The organism is Nocardioides sp. WG-D5, from assembly GCF_054031175.1.
On record NZ_CM132928.1, the window covers coordinates 1,523,288 to 1,538,931 of the forward strand.

Annotated in this window: 16 protein-coding genes; 1 reads left to right on the forward strand and 15 read right to left on the reverse strand. The window is 69.6% G+C overall.

What is annotated here, in order from left to right:
* Position 1: 1 nt before the first annotated feature.
* The 9 genes from atpA to prmC all read right to left on the reverse strand — a co-directional run bounded on the left by atpA (position 2) and on the right by prmC (position 7,601).
* Positions 2-1,642 carry a F0F1 ATP synthase subunit alpha gene (gene atpA, locus ACWZJV_RS07380; RefSeq protein WP_457180813.1) on the reverse strand — a complete coding sequence of 547 codons (1,641 nt, stop codon included), beginning with the start codon at positions 1,640-1,642 and terminating at the stop codon, positions 2-4.
* Between the two features lie 78 nt (positions 1,643-1,720).
* On the reverse strand, positions 1,721-2,533 hold the full coding sequence (locus tag ACWZJV_RS07385) for a F0F1 ATP synthase subunit delta (RefSeq protein WP_008362141.1): 813 nt from the start codon (positions 2,531-2,533) through the stop codon (positions 1,721-1,723).
* Positions 2,533-3,069 carry a F0F1 ATP synthase subunit B gene (locus tag ACWZJV_RS07390; RefSeq protein ID WP_008362140.1) on the reverse strand — a complete coding sequence of 179 codons (537 nt, stop codon included), beginning with the start codon at positions 3,067-3,069 and terminating at the stop codon, positions 2,533-2,535. The genes ACWZJV_RS07385 and ACWZJV_RS07390 overlap by 1 nt, the downstream gene beginning before the upstream one ends.
* 26 nt (positions 3,070-3,095) lie before the next feature.
* Positions 3,096-3,308: an ATP synthase F0 subunit C gene (locus tag ACWZJV_RS07395; protein ID WP_141795487.1), complete on the reverse strand. Its 213-nt coding sequence runs from the start codon at positions 3,306-3,308 to the stop codon at positions 3,096-3,098.
* Between the two features lie 75 nt (positions 3,309-3,383).
* The gene (gene atpB, locus ACWZJV_RS07400; protein ID WP_457180816.1) at positions 3,384-4,190 is read right to left on the reverse strand and encodes a F0F1 ATP synthase subunit A; all 807 of its coding nucleotides are present in this window, start codon (positions 4,188-4,190) and stop codon (positions 3,384-3,386) included.
* A gap of 113 nt (positions 4,191-4,303) precedes the next feature.
* Positions 4,304-4,720: a hypothetical protein gene (locus ACWZJV_RS07405; RefSeq protein ID WP_457180818.1), complete on the reverse strand. Its 417-nt coding sequence runs from the start codon at positions 4,718-4,720 to the stop codon at positions 4,304-4,306.
* A 114-nt stretch (positions 4,721-4,834) separates the two neighbouring features.
* A complete protein-coding gene (locus ACWZJV_RS07410; RefSeq protein ID WP_457180820.1) occupies positions 4,835-6,010 on the reverse strand; it encodes a glycosyltransferase family 4 protein in 1,176 nt (391 codons plus the stop codon).
* Complete coding sequence (locus ACWZJV_RS07415; RefSeq protein ID WP_457180822.1) at positions 6,010-6,747, reverse strand: L-threonylcarbamoyladenylate synthase; 738 nt, start codon at positions 6,745-6,747, stop codon at positions 6,010-6,012. Before ACWZJV_RS07415 ends, ACWZJV_RS07410 begins: the two co-directional genes overlap by 1 nt.
* Positions 6,744-7,601, reverse strand: a complete 858-nt coding sequence (gene prmC / locus ACWZJV_RS07420; RefSeq protein ID WP_457180824.1) for a peptide chain release factor N(5)-glutamine methyltransferase — start codon at positions 7,599-7,601, stop codon at positions 6,744-6,746. The genes ACWZJV_RS07415 and prmC overlap by 4 nt, the downstream gene beginning before the upstream one ends.
* 188 nt (positions 7,602-7,789) lie before the next feature.
* Between prmC and ACWZJV_RS07425 the strand changes: the two genes are divergently transcribed.
* Positions 7,790-8,719, forward strand: a complete 930-nt coding sequence (locus tag ACWZJV_RS07425) for a sunset domain-containing protein (protein ID WP_457180826.1) — start codon at positions 7,790-7,792, stop codon at positions 8,717-8,719.
* A 70-nt stretch (positions 8,720-8,789) separates the two neighbouring features.
* Here the strand turns inward: ACWZJV_RS07425 and prfA are convergent, their stop codons facing one another.
* From prfA to ACWZJV_RS07455, 6 genes are all read right to left on the reverse strand, one after another.
* A complete protein-coding gene (gene prfA, locus ACWZJV_RS07430) occupies positions 8,790-9,869 on the reverse strand; it encodes a peptide chain release factor 1 (RefSeq protein ID WP_008362129.1) in 1,080 nt (359 codons plus the stop codon).
* A gap of 87 nt (positions 9,870-9,956) precedes the next feature.
* Positions 9,957-10,169 (reverse strand): 50S ribosomal protein L31, encoded by a 213-nt coding sequence (gene rpmE / locus ACWZJV_RS07435; protein ID WP_008362128.1) that lies wholly within the window; start codon positions 10,167-10,169, stop codon positions 9,957-9,959.
* Positions 10,170-10,304: 135 nt separating this feature from the next.
* Entirely contained in the window at positions 10,305-12,095 is a 1,791-nt protein-coding gene (gene rho, locus ACWZJV_RS07440) for a transcription termination factor Rho (protein ID WP_457180829.1), read from the reverse strand.
* A 202-nt stretch (positions 12,096-12,297) separates the two neighbouring features.
* Positions 12,298-13,203, reverse strand: a complete 906-nt coding sequence (gene thrB, locus ACWZJV_RS07445) for a homoserine kinase (protein WP_457180831.1) — start codon at positions 13,201-13,203, stop codon at positions 12,298-12,300.
* A gap of 5 nt (positions 13,204-13,208) precedes the next feature.
* The gene (thrC, locus tag ACWZJV_RS07450) at positions 13,209-14,276 is read right to left on the reverse strand and encodes a threonine synthase (RefSeq protein ID WP_008362124.1); all 1,068 of its coding nucleotides are present in this window, start codon (positions 14,274-14,276) and stop codon (positions 13,209-13,211) included.
* Positions 14,276-15,589 carry a homoserine dehydrogenase gene (locus ACWZJV_RS07455; RefSeq protein WP_008362122.1) on the reverse strand — a complete coding sequence of 438 codons (1,314 nt, stop codon included), beginning with the start codon at positions 15,587-15,589 and terminating at the stop codon, positions 14,276-14,278. The genes thrC and ACWZJV_RS07455 overlap by 1 nt, the downstream gene beginning before the upstream one ends.
* Between the last annotated feature and the right edge of the window lie 55 nt (positions 15,590-15,644).

A 15,644-nucleotide genomic window follows, 5' to 3' on the forward strand; every position in this document is an offset into this window, starting at 1 on the left:
GTCAGCCCCGCTTCTGCTTGACGATCTGCTCCTGCTCGACGTCCTCGTCAGCCAGGGCCTCTTCCTTGGCGGAACCCGGCTTGACCGAGGCGCCCTCCGAGGTCTCGAACTGGTCGAGGAAGCTGTCGTAGGCACCGTTCAGCGCGGACTCGGTGGAGTCGTCGAACTTCAGCGACTCGCGGATCGCGGCCAGGACGCCCTCGTGGGAGCGACGCAGGTAGTCGAGGAACTCCTGCTCGAACTTGAGCACGTCCTCGGTCGGGACGATGTCCAGGCGACCGGTGGTGCCGAGCCACAGCGAGACGGTCATCTCGTCGATCGGGTACGGCGAGTAGGCCGGCTGCTTGAGCAGCGCCATCAGCCGCTGACCACGGGCCAGCTGCTGCTTCGAGGCCGCGTCCAGGTCGGAGGCGAACATCGCGAAGGCCTCCATCGCGCGGTACTGCGCGAGGTCGACCTTGAGCGAGCCGGTGACGGCCTTGAGCGCCTTGGTCATCGCCGCGCCACCGACGCGGGAGACCGAGACACCGACGTCGATCGCCGGACGCTGGTTGGCCGCGAACAGGTCGGACTGCAGGAAGATCTGACCGTCGGTGATGGAGATGACGTTGGTCGGGATGAACGCCGAGACGTCGTTGGCCTTCGTCTCGATGATCGGCAGACCGGTCATCGAGCCGGCACCCATCTCGTCGGAGAGCTTCGCGCAGCGCTCCAGCAGACGGGAGTGCAGGTAGAAGACGTCACCCGGGTAGGCCTCACGGCCCGGCGGGCGGCGCAGCAGCAGCGACACGGCGCGGTAGGCCTCGGCCTGCTTGGTCAGGTCGTCGAAGACGATCAGGACGTGCTTGCCCTCGTACATCCAGTGCTGGCCGATGGCCGAGCCGGTGTAGGGGGCGAGGTACTTGAAGCCGGCGGAGTCGGACGCGGGAGCGGCCACGATGGTCGTGTACTCCAGCGCGCCGGCCTCCTCGAGGGCGCCACGCACGGAGGCGATGGTCGAGCCCTTCTGGCCGATCGCGACGTAGATGCAGCGAACCTGCTTGTCGGGGTCGCCCGAGTCCCAGTTCTGCTTCTGGTTGATGATCGTGTCGATGGCGACCGTGGTCTTACCGGTCGCGCGGTCACCGATGATCAGCTGACGCTGGCCACGGCCGATCGGGGTCATCGCGTCGATCGCCTTGATGCCGGTGGCGAGCGGCTCGTGAACCGACTTGCGCTGCATCACGCCCGGAGCCTGGAGCTCCAGGGCGCGGCGGCCGACCGTCTCGATGTCGCCGAGGCCGTCGATCGCGTTGCCGAGCGGGTCCACGACGCGGCCGAGGTAGCCGTCACCGACGGGGACCGAGAGAACCTCGCCCGTACGTCGGACCGACTGGCCCTCCTCGATCTTGTCGAAGTCGCCCAGGATGACGACACCGATCTCGCGGGTCTCGAGGTTCAGGGCGAGACCGAGGGTCCCGTCCTCGAACTCGAGGAGCTCGTTCGCCATGGCCGAGGGCAGGCCCGAGACCTGGGCGATGCCGTCAGCGGTCCGCGCGACAGTGCCGACCTCCTCGGTCTTCGCCGCCTCGGGCTTGTAGTCCGCGACGTACTTTGCCAGCGCGTCCCTGATCTCGTCGGGACGGATGGTGAGCTCCGTCATCTCTGCCTTCTCTCTCGTTCTTACGTCGAAGTCTGTGTCACACAGGGGTCATACGGCCAGTTGGGCCGTGATGCCGGATCAGCCGGCGAGTGCTCGCTGCGCCCCGTCGAGGCGGCTGGAGATGGTGCCGTCGATGACGTCGTCACCGATCGAGACCTTGATGCCGCCGACGATGGCCGGGTCGACCACGATGTTCAGGTGGACCTCGCGGCCGTACTTCTTCGCGAGGGCCGCAGCCAGGCGGGTGGTGTCCGCCTCCGAGAGCGGAGCGGCCACGCGGACGACCGCGGTGCCTTCGCCCGCGACCGCAGCGGCGACCTTCTGGTATTCACCCAGCGCGACCGTGGCGGTGCGGTAGGTGCCCGCCAGGGCCTGCTTGGTCAGGGCGACGGTCGCTGCCAGCGCCTTGCCGCCGAGAAGATCGTCGACCAGCGTGACCTTGTCCTCGGTCGTGCGAGCCGGGTCGGAGAGCGCGTCGCGCAGCTCCGGCGTCTCCTGCACGGCCTGCTGGACCGCGAACAGCTCGTCGGCGAGGCGCTTGGCCTCACCACCGGCGCTGCGGACCGCGGCGATCTCGCTCAGTCGCTCGACCGCGTCGCTCAGGTCACCGGCGTGCGTCCAGCGGTGCTTGACCGCCGACTGGACCACGCTGAGGGCCGTCGCGTCGACCTTCCCGCCGAAGAGCTCACCGACGAGGCCGGTCTTGGCCTCCGACGGCACCGATGCGTCGGTGACGAAGCGGCGCAGAGCTGCTTCGGCGCGGAAGGTCTGGGAGACCTCGAAGAGGGAGTCGGCCGCCTTCGCCGCCGCCTCGGGAGAGGCGGAGACAGCGGTCTTCAGCTCCTCGGTCAGGGCGGCAACTGCGTCGGCCGACGCTCCACGGAAGTCCATCAGTGAACCCCTGCCTCGAGGTCGGCGAGGAACCGCTCGACCACACGGCTGGAACGCTCGTCGTCGTCGAGGGACTCCCCGACGATGCGACCGGCGAGACCGGTGGCCAGCGAGCCGACCTCGGTCTTCAGCGATGCAGCAGCCGCCTGGCGCTCGGCCTCGATCTGCGCCTTGCCTGCGGTGATGATGCGCTCGGCCTCGGCCTGCGCCTCAGCGCGGAGCTCGGCCTTGATCGCGGCGCCCTCCTCGCGGGCCTGCTCGCGGATGCGGGCAGCCTCGTGACGGGCATCGGCCAGCTGAGCCTCCAGCTGGGCGAGCTTGGCATCGGCCTCGGCCTGCTTGGCGTTGGCGTTCTCGATGCCACCTTCGATCGCCGCGGTTCGATCGGCGTACGCCTTCTCGAAGTTCGGAACGATGAACTTCGCTACTCCCACGAAGAGGATGGCGATGACGATGACACCGAGGATGATCTCCGGGACGTGCGGGACCAACGGGTTGATCTCGGTCTCCGCAGCGGTTACCTGGGTAAGGATCATGTCGGAACCTTCAGTAGTTCCCTACGTCAGCGAAGGACGAAGGCGAGAGCCAGGGAGATGATGAAGAACTGCTCACACAGAGCGAAGCCGAGGATCGCGATCGCCTGCAGGCGGCTCTGGGCCTCCGGCTGACGGGCAACACCGGCGACGTACGCGGCGAAGATCAGACCGACACCGACACCCGGGCCGATGGCGGAGAGGCCGAGGCCGATGATTCCGAGCTGTCCCGACAGTTCCATGGGATTTCCTTCCGGTTGTGACGCGATCTGCGTCAGTTGTTGTGCGTCGACTTGGGTTGGCTATTCAGACGAGACTCAGTGCTCGTCAGCGACCGCCCCGGCGATGTACATGGCCGAGAGCAGCGTGAAGACATAGGCCTGCAGGAACATGATCAGCATGTCCAGGAAGGACACGAAGATGCCGAGCAGGAAGGCGAAGACGCCGGCCGCGACACCCTGCCATGCCGGAGCGTAGTGCAGGATCAGCCAGGCGCCGCCGATGGAGAAGAGCGCCACCAACAGGTGACCGGCGAACATGGTGGCGAAGAGACGGATCGCCAGCGTGAACGGGCGCACGATGATGTTGGAGAGGAACTCCAGCGGCACCATCATGAGCAGGATCGGGCCGCTCACGCCGCCAGGCACGGTCTGGAGCTTGAGGTAGCCGACGAAACCGTGCTTCGCGATGCCGACGATGTTGTAGATCAGCCAGGTGATGGCCGCCAGCGCCGCCGTGAAGCCGATGTGCGACATCGTCGGGAACTGGATCAACGGGATGATCCCGTAGAAGTTGTTGACCAGGATGAAGGTGAAGACCGTGAACAGGTACGGCACGAACCTCATGTAGTCGTGGGAGCCGATGATGTCGCGCGCGATGGAGTTGCGGACCATCCCGTAGACGTACTCACCGGCGAACTGCAGCCGGCTCGGAACCACCGCGGCCTTGCGAGAGGCCGCGTAGAAGAAGCCGAGAACGATCACGACGGACAGCAGGACCAGGAGACTCACCTTGGTCAGGGCCCAGTCGCCGGACCCGACGATCGGCGGAAGGAAGAAGTCCGCGGGCCCCGGGATATGAGGCCCCGACTCCGACGCCATAACGGTGGCGGCAAGCGACTTCACGCTGTCTCCTGTTTGTTCGAACTTACGATTCTGGGTGGCGAGCTTCAAAGGCTCGGGCATCATCCCGGCGGCCGCCCCCGACGGCCCGGACGATATCAGGCACTACTGGCGGGTCACGAGTCTGCCCCGGGCAGGTCGAAGAGCGGGATCCGCTCGCGTCGCACCAGGAACGCAAACGTGGTTGTCCATGCGACCGTGAGCGCCATGACCGAGAAGGCTGCCGGACGTACGACAGCGTCTCCCCCGGTCTGCGAAACAACCAGCAGGACGACGAAGAGAACCATGCCTGACAGGGTGAAGACACCGACGGCGGCGGGCAGCGACAGGGCGGGCGACTTCGCCGCGATCCAGAACATCGCCCAAGAGCCGATCGCCAGCACGACAACGGTGGCGATCGAACCGATCGCAGCACCGGTCAGACCATTGGTCCCGGCAAGAACAAAGGCCACCGCGAGGGCCGCGAGCACAGCAACTGCGGACACTGCGGCAGAACCTCGCAGCACCTTGGACTTGCTGGTTGCGGTCGTCATCGTCGGCGGCCGTTCTCTCTGGGGGCATTTCACGTGTTCAGGAGCGTATCCCGAACGCTCGTGAAAACTATCACAAGCGTCTTTGGGCTCCCTAATTGATCGATCAAGGCTCCGCTAGTGGGGCTGTTCCTCCAGCGGCGTGAGCTCCTCGGGGACCTCGAGGAGCTTGTCGGTGCGCTCGCCGCGAATCTTGGGGAGGACGAAGGTGAGCAGCACGATGAGGGCGGTGGCGACGGCGAGGCCGGTGATGACGACGGGGCCGCGGTAGAGGGTCACGAAGACCGATCCGAAGGACATCAGGCCGGCCCAGAGCCACATGATCAGCACGGCACGGCGCTGGGAGTGGCCGATCTCCAGGAGGCGGTGGTGGAGGTGCTTCTTGTCGGCGGCGAACGGGGAGCGCCCGGCGCGGGTGCGGCGTACGACGGCAAGGACCAGGTCGACGAGTGGGACGACCAGGATGGTCAGGGGTAGCAGCAGCGGCAGGAAGGTCACCAGGAGCGCGGTGGAGGCGTCGAAGGCGTTCACGTTCAGGCCGCCGGCGCTGTAGGAGCCGGAGAGCGTGACGGCGCTGGCGGCGAGGATGAGGCCGATCAGCATCGAGCCGCTGTCGCCCATGAAGAGCCTCGCGGGGTGCCAGTTGTGGATCAGGAAGCCGACGCACGCTCCGGCGAGCGCGACGCTCAGCAGCGCGGCGGTGGACGCGCGGCCGATGTCGTTGATGCGGGTGAACTGGTAGCAGAACAGGAAGAAGGCGAGCGCGCCGATGCCGACGACGCCCGCCGCCAGGCCGTCCAGGCCGTCGATGAAGTTGACCGCGTTGACCACGGTGATCACCACCAGCCCGGTGAGCAGCGCGCCCTGGGCCGGGTCGACGGCGAACTGGGTGCCGTCGGGGAAGGTGATGAAGGTGTATTGCAGGTTGAAGCCCACCAGGATCGCGGTGGCCAGCACCTGACCGCCCAGCTTGGTGAGGGCGTCGAGCTCGAAGATGTCGTCGACGACACCGACGATGCAGATCAGCGCACCGGCGAGGATCACCACGCCGGTGTCCTGCAGCACGAAGTCGGGCGCGTCGGCCAGGAACGGCAGCTCGCGGGCGACCAGATAGGCCGCGACCAGACCACCCAGCATCGCCACGCCGCCCATGTAGGGGATCGGCACGGCATGTACGTCACGGTCGCGGACCTTCGCGACGGCCCCCGTGCGCATCGCGAACTCGCGGGCGACGACGGTGAGCAGGTAGGTCACCACGGCGGCGACCAGGAAGAGGAGGACGTAGGCGCGCATCAGGCTTCTGCGTCGGCGTCCGTGTCGAGCGTGTCGGGCATGTCGGTGTCGGTCACGGCCGGGTCCGGGTCGCCCGGACGCCGGATGGCGACGTCGTGCTTCGCCAGCAGCTCGTTGATCCGGTCGATGCTGATCGCACCCTCTCGCAGGACCTTCGGCTCGTCACCGGTGGCGGAGACGATCGTGGACGCCTCGCCGACGGGCGACTCGCCCCCGTCGATGATCGCCCTGACCATCTTGCCGAGCATCTCGTCGGCCTGGTCGGCGTTGGTGGCGGCCGGCATCGTGGTGCGGTTGGCCGAGCTGGTGGCCAGCGGGCCGACCCGGTCGATGATCCGGCGCAGGATGTCGGAGTCGGGGATGCGCACGGCCACCGTCTGGCGGGCCTCGCCCAGATCCCACTGCAGCGACGGCTGCTGGTGGAAGACGACCGTCAGCGCCCCGGGCCAGAACTCCTCGACGAGGGTGCGGGCCCAGTCGGGGATCCGGGTGGCGAGGGCGTCGAGGGTGGCGACGTTGGAGATCAGCACCGGCGGCGGCATCGCACGGCCCCGGCCCTTGGCGGCCAGCAGACCGGCCACCGCTCCCTTGTCGAACGCGTCGGCGGCGACGCCGTAGACCGTGTCGGTCGGCACGATCACGAGCTCGCCGGCCTGAAGAGCGGCCGCAGCCGCATCTATCGCCTTGGTCTGCTCGTCCTCGGTCGCGATCGGGTAGCGCTCAGTCACAGTGCTCATGTTGCCAGTTGCGCGGTCGTGAAGCGCGGACGGCCTGCCAGATCGAGATGATCGCGTACGTCGCTCCATCTCCCCGTGCTGCTGAACACCGCCGGCGCACCCCCGCCGGCGCCGTCCGGGCCCTGCTCGTCGGCGTGCTCGAAGCCGACCACTCCCCCGGGCCTGAGCAGCTCGGCCGCCCGCCGTTCCAGCACCCGGATCGCGTCCAGGCCGTCCTGTCCGGAGAAGAGGGCGAGGTCGGGGTCGTGGTCCCGCGCCTCGCGCGCGACCGACTCCCAGGCCTCGAGCGGGATGTAGGGCGGGTTGCAGACGAGGACGTCGACGCCGCCGTCCAGGTCGGCGAACGCGTCGGCCATGTCGCCCTGGCGCAGGTCCACGCCGGTGCCGGTCAGGTTGCGTACGGCCCAGGGATAGGCGTCCTCGGAGAGCTCGACCGCGTGCACCTCGGCGCCCGGGACCTCGTCGGCGATGCTCTTGGCGATCGCACCCGAGCCGGTGCAGAGGTCGACGACGACAGGTGCGTCGATCGCGGTGGCCCGGTCGATCGCCCAGCCGGCGAGCAGCTCGGTCTCAGGCCGGGGAACGAACACACCGGGGCCGACGGCGAGCTCGACGTGCCGGAAGTACGCCACCCCGGTCAGGTGCTGCAGCGGCTCACGGTGCGCGCGGCGGGCGAGCAGGTCGGCGTAGGCCTTCTCCTGGTGCTCCGCCACGTCGTCGACGAGGAAGAGACGGTTGCGGTCGGTGTCGAGGACATGGGCCAGCAGGATGGCCGCGTCGGCGTCGGGACTGTCGACTCCGGCCTCTGCGAGCTGCTTTCGGGCACTTGCCAGAAGTGTGCGCGGGGCGGTCATGGGCAACTGCTCCTGAATGTGTTAGTCATGCTTTACCCGGCTGAGGGTAACGTTCGGGCGCCTCAAGGGTTCTTCCGGTCATATGGGGGGACGCGGGGAATGGCCGCCACCCTCGTCGGGCGCTGTGGTGCCCCACCAACACACCCGAGTTCTCCCCCGGAAGGAAACATCACCCCATGAAGTGGCCCTTGCTGCTTGCACTCATTCTCGTCCTCGCCCTCCTGATCTGGTTCTTCTTCGGACGGCCGGTCCGCAAGGACGCCAAGGCCGCGCACCGCGCAGACAAGGACAACCCGGCGACCGAGACCACCAGCGCTCCCGTCGCCGCGGCCGCGGTCCCCGCCGAGGCGTCCGTGACCGAGACGGTCGCCGACGAGGCTCCCGCGGCCGAGGCCACGGCTGACGAGACGCCCGCCGCTGAGGAGCCGGTCGAGGCTCCTGCCGCCGAGGCATCGGAGACCCCGGTGGCCGAGGTCACCGAGGCCGACACCGCTGCCGTGGTCGCCGAGGCCGAGAGCGTCACCGCCGCCGCTGCCGCTGACGCGCCCGCCGAGCCGACGGTCGACGACGCCGAGACCCCGGCTCCCACCGCCGAGGTCACCGAGACCGCTCCCGCCGCCGAGGCGCCCGCCGCGACCAAGGGCGCTCCCTACGCCGGCGCCGTGCTGCCTGCTGCCGACGGAAGCAGCTCGGATGCTGCGTACACGATCAAGGGCAGCAGCGGGAAGAAGTACCACACGACGGCGAGTCCCTACTACGGACGTACGAAGGCGGCTGTCTACTTCGACACCGTGGAGTCGGCCGAGGCGGCCGGGTTCGTCGGGGCGAGCAGCGACTTCTACGACCGCGGGAAGAAGGCCGCGGCCGCCGAGACCGAGCAGCCGCTGCCGCCGGCGAGCAGCTACGGCACCGGTAGCGCCGACCCGCTCGAGGACGGCTCCAGCCCGCACCCGGCGTACGTCGTGAAGGGCAACATCCGCAAGGACGGCGCGAAGCGCTACCACACCTCCGCCAGCACCGCCTTCAAGCGGACCCAGGCCGAGGTCTGGTTCGACAGCGAGGCCTCGGCCGAGGCGGCCGGCTTCGTGATCGGCTTCAAGAAGAAGGCCAACGCCTGAGCACGGCCCGCACCACGCGCACGAAGGTCGCAGTCACCGCCTGGTGACTGCGACCTTCGGCGTTTCGGTCTCAGGAGTCGAGCGAGGCCAGGCGGGCGGCGAGGTCGGCGTCGACCGCGCTGCCGATGACCGGCTCCAGGTCACCGTCGAGGACCTGGTCGAGGTTGTAGGACTTGTAGCCGGTGCGGTGGTCGGAGATGCGGTTCTCCGGGAAGTTGTACGTCCGGATGCGCTCGGAACGGTCGACGGTGCGCACCTGGGAGCGACGTGCGTCGGAGGCTTCCGCGTCGGCGGCGTCCTGCGCGGCCTGGAGCAGGCGCGAGCGCAGCACGCGCATCGCCTGCTCCTTGTTCTGCAGCTGCGACTTCTCGTTCTGCATCGAGACGACGATGCCGGTGGGGATGTGGGTGATCCGGACCGCCGAGTCGGTGGTGTTGACCGACTGGCCGCCGGGGCCCGAGGAGCGGTAGACGTCGATGCGGAGGTCGTTGTCGTTGATCTCGACGTCGACGGGCTCGGCCTCGGGGACCACCAGCACGCCGGCGGCCGAGGTGTGCACCCGTCCCTGCGACTCGGTGACCGGAACCCGCTGGACCCGGTGCACGCCGCCCTCGAACTTGAGCAGCGCGTAGGGGGCGCGGCCGGGCTCGGGGTTGCCCTTCGCCTTCACCGCGACGGTGACCGACTTGTAGCCGCCGAGGTCGGACTCGGTGGCGTCGAGGAACTCGAGCTTCCAGCCCTGACGCTCGGCGTAGCGGGTGTACATCCGCAGCAGGTCGCCGGCGAAGAGCGCCGACTCCTCGCCGCCCTCCCCGGACTTCACCTCGAGGATGGCGTCCTTGTCGTCGGTCGGGTCGCGAGGCACGAGCAGGCGACGCAGCCGCTCCTCGGCCGCCTCACGCTGCGGCACCAGCGCCTCGGCCTCCTCGGCGAACGCCGGGTCCTCACCCGCCAGCTCGCGGGCGGCCTCGATGTCGTCCCCCAGCTGCTGCCAGGAGCGGTAGGCGTCGATGATCGAGCTGAGCTCGGCGTACCGCTGGTTGAGCTTCTTGGCCAGGCGCGCGTCGGCATGGGTCTCGGGCTCGGCGAGCCGCTTCTCCAGCCCCTCGTGCTCCTCGATCAGCCCTTCGACTGCTTCAAACTGTGACATCTCCGCCTCGCTTCGTACGCCTGTGAAACCCTCCAAACACGCCAGCGCCGGCCACCTGCGAATGCAGGGGCCGGCGCTGGGAAGCAGCTACTTGTTGCGCTTGCCGAAGCGAGCCTCGAAGCGAGCCACGCGACCGCCGGTGTCGAGGATCTTCTGCTTGCCCGTGTAGAACGGGTGGCAGTTGGAGCAGACGTCGGCGCGGATGGCGCCCTCGGCCACGGTGCTGCGGGTGGTGAACGAGTTGCCGCAGGTGCAGGTGACCTGGGTCTCGACGTACGTCGGGTGGATGTCGGACTTCATGAGGTTCCTCTCAAGACATGGGGTTCCGGGTCGCCGCCGCAGGTTGCGGGACGTGAACCGGCACCGAGGATTCAGTGTATGTGAACGCCTGGGGCCGCCAATAATTCCCGGCGGCCCCAGAACGCTCCCGTCGTCTCAGTTCTTGACGACCTCGTTGAGCAGCACCATGTTGGTGGCCGACCCGGCGACCTTCTCGGCCAGGACCGACGCCGCCTTGGCTCCGTCGAGCGTGGCCAGCGAGGCACGCAGCTTGCGCACCGCGTCGCCCTCGCCACCGGCGAAGAGCAGGTCGTCGCGGCGGGTGCCCGAGGCGTTGACGTCGACGGCGGGGAAGATCCCGGCCTCGGCGTAGTCCTCGCTCAGCCGCAGCTCGGAGTTGGCGGTGTCCTTGAACGCCTCGAAGATGATCTCGTCGGTCTTCGAACCGGTGTCGACCGCGGCCGTGGCGAGGATGGTCAGCGAGCCGCCGTCCTCGACGTTGCGGGCCGCGCCGAAGAACCGCTTGGTCGGGTAGAGCGCCGCGGAGTCCACGCCGCCACCGAGGATCCGGCCCGAGGCGGGGACGGAGAGGTTGTAGGCCTTGCCCAGACGGGTCAGCCCGTCGAGCAGCACGACCACGTCGTGGCCGAGCTCGACCAGACGCTTGGCCCGCTCGATGGCCAGCTCGGCGACCACGGTGTGGTCGGCGGGCTGCCGGTCGAAGGTGGAGGCGATGACCTCACCCTTGACGCTGCGCTCGAAGTCGGTGACCTCCTCGGGGCGCTCGTCGACGAGCACCACCATCAGGTGGCACTCGGGGTTGTTGGCGGTGACCGCGCCGGCGATGGCGTGCAGGACGGTGGTCTTGCCGGCCTTCGACGGGGAGGCGATCAGGCCACGCTGGCCCTTGCCGATCGGCGCGACCAGGTCGATGACCCGGCCGGTGACCGGGTCGGCGCCACCCTCGAGGCGCAGCCGCTGGTCGGGGTGGACCGGGGCGAGCTTGTCGAACTCCACGCGGTGCTTGGCGACCTCGGGGTCGGCACCGTTGACGGAGTCGATGCGCACCATCGGGTTGTACTTCTCCTTGCGCTCGCCCTCGCGGGGCTGGCGCACCTGGCCGACGATCGCGTCACCACGGCGCAGGCCGAGGCGCTTGACCAGCGACAGGGAGAGGTAGACGTCGTCGGGTCCGGGCAGGTAGCCGGAGGTGCGGACGAAGGCGTAGTTGTCGAGTACGTCCAGGATGCCCGCCGCAGGCACGAGCACGTCGTCCTCGAGGATGGTCGTGTCCGGCTCGCCGCGTCCCGGGCGGTTGCGGTCGCGGTCGCGACCACGGCGGCGACGGTTGCGGCGGCTGCCGCCCTCACCCTGGTCGTCGTCCGCGTCGTCGGCCGACTCGGACGGCCTGTCCTTCGGGGCGTCCTCGTTCTTCTTCTCGGCGGCGGGCTGGCCGGCCTTGGCCGGGCCCTTGTTCTGGCCACCGGCGGCGGGCTGAGCGCCCTGGCCGCCCTGACCGGACTGACCACCCTGGCCGGACTGACCGCCCTGGCCGGACTGGCCGCCCTGGGCCTGGCCGGCACTCTTGTTCTGGTTGCGCTGGCGGCGCGGGCGCTGGGCACCCTCGTTGCCGGCGTCGGCAGCCTCGGCGGACTTCTCCGCGGGCTTCTCGGCCGTGTCGGCCGGCTTCTCCGCGGGCTTGTCCGCGGGCTTCTCGGCGGCCGGCTTCTCGGCCTTCTCCGCCGGGGCGGGCGCCGACTGGGCGCGGCTGCTCTGAGCAGCCTTGATCGCGTCGATCAGCTGGGCCTTCTTCATCGAGTTGGCCCCGCTGATGCCCATGCCGTTCGCCATCGCCTTGAGGTCGGCGAGGAGCATTCCGCCAAGGCCACCGCGCTTCTTCGGGGCGGCGTTCGGCTCCGGCGCGGTGGATTCCATGGTCTCAGTCACGTGAGTCCTTTCCCACGTATCGCCGATCGGCGTACGACGCCGACGGCTCGTCTTGTCAGAACCCCTGACGCGCCGATGCGTGCCAACCGAAGTGGCACGGCACGAAAGGGGGATAGCACACCCGTAGACCTGAACGGCCCGACGGATGTGGATCCAGGCTAACACGCATGGCGGCCCCCACAGCAGGGGCCCGAAACCCCGGTCAGAGGATGCGTACGCCGTCCATGTCGACGCTCAGCGCATGACAGGCCCAGCCCGCCGGACAGCGGGCGGCGAGCTTGGTCGTCTCGGCCGACTCCACCCCGCTGCTGAACGCCAGGACCGTCGGCCCGGCGCCCGAGACGATGGCCGCGACGCCGTCGGCGCGCAGCTCGTCGACCAGGGCGAGCGACTCCGGCATGGCGGGGCGGCGGTACTCCTGGTGGAGGAAGTCGCGGGTGGCGCGATGCAGGTGCTCGGGTGCGTCGCTGAGCGCCGCGACCAGGAGCGCCGTACGCCCGGCGTCGGCCGCCGCGTCGGAGTGCGGGACCGTCTCGGGCAGCAGGCCGCGGGCGGCCTTGGTCTCGACCCCGGTCGCCGGGACGAAGACCACGACGCTGACCCGGGGGTCGACGGCGGTGCGGACCGCGAAGAACCCGTCGTCCTCACCGGCGATGGTGAAGCCACCGTGGAAGGCGGGCGCGACGTTGTCGGGGTGCCCCTCGATCTCGGCGGCCTTCTGGAAGAGCGTCTCGTCGTCGAGGATGAGCTCCCCACCGGCGACGAGGGCTCGAGCGAGCACGAGACCGCCGATGATCGCGGCCGAGGACGAGCCCAGCCCGCGCGCGTGCGGGATCCGGTTGTGACAGTGGAGCCGGAGACCCGCCGGCTGCTTGCCGATGATGTCGAAGGCGGCCCGCATGGAGCGTACGACCAGGTGGGACTCGTCGAGCGGGACCGTGCCCTCGCCGGCACCCTCGACGGTGACCTCCAGCGCTCCGCCCGGCACGACCTCGGCGGTGAGCTCGTCACGCAGGTCGAGCGCGAGGCCGAGGGAGTCGTAGCCGGGGCCGAGGTTGGCGGAGGTGGCCGGGACGGTGACGGTCACCGGGCCTTCTACGAACGTCATCGGTGCTACGCGAGCCCTGCTGCGGCCGCGGCGGCCTCGAGGTCGGCGTCGATGACGATCTCGGGGATCTCGCCGAAGAACTCCAGGGCGGTGGCGGTGTCCTTGAGCCCGTGACCGGTGACGGTGATGACCGTGGTGGCCCCGGCGTACGTCTCCCCCAGCTCGAGGTCGGCGAGCAGCCCGGCGACACCGGCCGCCGAGGCGGGCTCGACGAAGACGCCGTCGTTGCGGGCCAGCTGGGCCTGGGCGGAGAGGATCTGCTCGTCGGAGAGCGCCCGGAAGCGGCCACCGGACTTGGCGGCGGCGGCCTCGGCGAGCTGCCACGAGGCCGGGTTGCCGATGCGGATCGCGGTCGCCTTGGTCTCCGGGTGCTCGACCGGGTGCCCGAGCACGAGCGGCGCCGCACCCTCGGCCTGGAAGGCGCGCATGACCGGGGTCCTGGTGGCGTGGCCGGCCGCTGCGTACTGCTCGTAGCCGAGCCAGTAGGCGGAGAGGTTGCCGGCGTTGCCGATCGGCATGAGGTGGTAGTCGGGGGCGTCGCCGAGACGGTCGACGACCTCGAAGGCCGCCGTCTTCTGGCCCTCGAGGCGGACCGGGTTGACGGAGTTGACCAGCGCGACCGGGTAGCTGTCGGCGAGCGCACGGGAGAGCTTGAGGCAGTCGTCGAAGTTGCCGCGCACCTTGACCACCTCGGCGCCGTGGACCAGCGCCTGGGCCATCTTGGCCGCGCTGATCTTGCCGTTGGGGACGAGCACGACCGGGGTGATCCCGGCCTTGGCGGCGTAGGCGGCCATCGATGCGGAGGTGTTGCCGGTCGAGGCGCAGACCACGGCCTTGGCGCCCTCGTGGACGGCGACGGAGATGGCCGCGGTCATGCCGCGGTCCTTGAACGAGCCGGTCGGGTTCTGGCCCTCGACCTTCAGCCACACCTCACCCTTGGTGGCGCCGGAGAGCCACTCGGAGTGGACCAGCGGGGTGCCGCCCTCGCCGAGCGTCACCGCCGGGGTGTCCTGGGGGATGTCGAGGAGGGTGCGATACTCCTCGATCACGCCACGCCATTGGCTTGTGGTCATCAGACTGCTCCTTCTACGCGCATCACCGAGGCGACGTCGCGGACGTACTCCATCTCGCGCAGGTGCTGCACGGTCGCCGCGAGCGCGGCATCGGGGGCCTCGTGGGAGACGACGACGAGCTGGGCGTCCTCTCCCCTGCCTTCCTGGCGGACGGCCTTGATCGAGACGCCGTGCTCGGAGAAGGCGGTCGCGACGGCGGCGAGCACGCCGGCCTTGTCGGCCACGTCGAGGCTGACGTGGTAGCGGGTGACGGTCTCGCCCATCGGGCGCACCGCTCGGGCGGCGTAGGCGGACTCACCGAAGCCACGGGCGCCGAGGGCCTTGTTGCGGGCGATCGTGACCAGGTCGCCCAGGACCGCGCTCGCGGTCGGCTCGCCGCCCGCGCCCTGGCCGTAGAACATCAGGTCACCCGCGGAGGCGGACTCGACGAAGACGGCGTTGTAGGCGCCGCGTACGGTCGCCAGCGCGTGGCTGCGCGGGATCATCACCGGGTGGACCCGGACCGAGACGTCGTCGTCGTCGAGCTCGGCGATCGCGAGCAGCTTGACGACGCTGCCCATGGCCTTGGCGGAGGCGACGTCGCCGGCGGTCACCTCGGTGATGCCCTCGCGGTAGACGTCGCTGGCGGTGACCCGGGTGTGGAAGGCGAGGCTCGCCAGGATGGCGGCCTTGGCGGCGGCGTCGAAACCCTCGACGTCGGCGGTCGGGTCGGCCTCGGCGTAGCCCAGGTCCTGGGCCTCGGCGAGCGCCTCCTCGAAGCCGGCACCGTAGGTGTCCATCTTGTCGAGGATGTAGTTGGTGGTGCCGTTGACGATGCCCATCACCTTGGTGACGTGGTCGCCGACGAGCGAGTCGCGCAGCGGGCGGAGGATCGGGATGGCGCCGGCGACGGCGGCCTCGTAGTAGAGGTCGGTGCCGGCCTTCTCGGCGGCCTCGTAGAGCGTCGGACCGTCCTCGGCGAGGAGCGCCTTGTTGGCGGTCACGACGCTCGCGCCGCTCTCCAGCGCCTTGAGGATGAGGCCGCGGGCCGGCTCGATGCCGCCGATCACCTCGACCACGAGGTCGACGTCGTCGCGGGCGACCAGGCCGTGGGCGTCCGTCGTCAGCAGCTCGGCGGGGACCTCGACGTCGCGCGGAGCGTCGAGGCGGCGTACGGCCACGCCTCTGAGCTCCAGCGGCGCACCCACTCTGGCGGCGAGATCCGCATCGCCCTCGAGCAGGAGCCGGACCACCTGGGACCCCACCACACCGCAGCCGAGGACGGCGACGCCCAGGGGTTCGACGGCGTGCGCGGTCGTCTTGTTGCTGCTCACGCGCCCAAGGGTATCCGGGACAGGCTCCAGGGTCCGACTTCCGCTCTAGGTGCGG

Bases quoted from the DNA above. Each gene is read 5' to 3' on its own strand.
- ACWZJV_RS07390 (WP_008362140.1), bottom strand. From the start codon at position 3,069: ATGATCCTTACCCAGGTAACCGCTGCGGAGACCGAGATCAACCCGTTG.
- ACWZJV_RS07405 (WP_457180818.1), bottom strand. From the start codon at position 4,720: ATGACGACCGCAACCAGCAAGTCCAAGGTGCTGCGAGGTTCTGCCGCA.
- thrC (WP_008362124.1), bottom strand. From the start codon at position 14,276: ATGACCACAAGCCAATGGCGTGGCGTGATCGAGGAGTATCGCACCCTC.
- prfA (WP_008362129.1), bottom strand. From the start codon at position 9,869: ATGTCACAGTTTGAAGCAGTCGAAGGGCTGATCGAGGAGCACGAGGGG.
- thrB (WP_457180831.1), bottom strand. From the start codon at position 13,203: ATGACGTTCGTAGAAGGCCCGGTGACCGTCACCGTCCCGGCCACCTCC.
- ACWZJV_RS07395 (WP_141795487.1), bottom strand. From the start codon at position 3,308: ATGGAACTGTCGGGACAGCTCGGAATCATCGGCCTCGGCCTCTCCGCC.
- rpmE (WP_008362128.1), bottom strand. From the start codon at position 10,169: ATGAAGTCCGACATCCACCCGACGTACGTCGAGACCCAGGTCACCTGC.
- prmC (WP_457180824.1), bottom strand. From the start codon at position 7,601: ATGACCGCCCCGCGCACACTTCTGGCAAGTGCCCGAAAGCAGCTCGCA.
- ACWZJV_RS07415 (WP_457180822.1), bottom strand. From the start codon at position 6,747: ATGAGCACTGTGACTGAGCGCTACCCGATCGCGACCGAGGACGAGCAG.
- atpA (WP_457180813.1), bottom strand. From the start codon at position 1,642: ATGACGGAGCTCACCATCCGTCCCGACGAGATCAGGGACGCGCTGGCA.
- ACWZJV_RS07385 (WP_008362141.1), bottom strand. From the start codon at position 2,533: ATGGACTTCCGTGGAGCGTCGGCCGACGCAGTTGCCGCCCTGACCGAG.
- ACWZJV_RS07410 (WP_457180820.1), bottom strand. From the start codon at position 6,010: ATGCGCGCCTACGTCCTCCTCTTCCTGGTCGCCGCCGTGGTGACCTAC.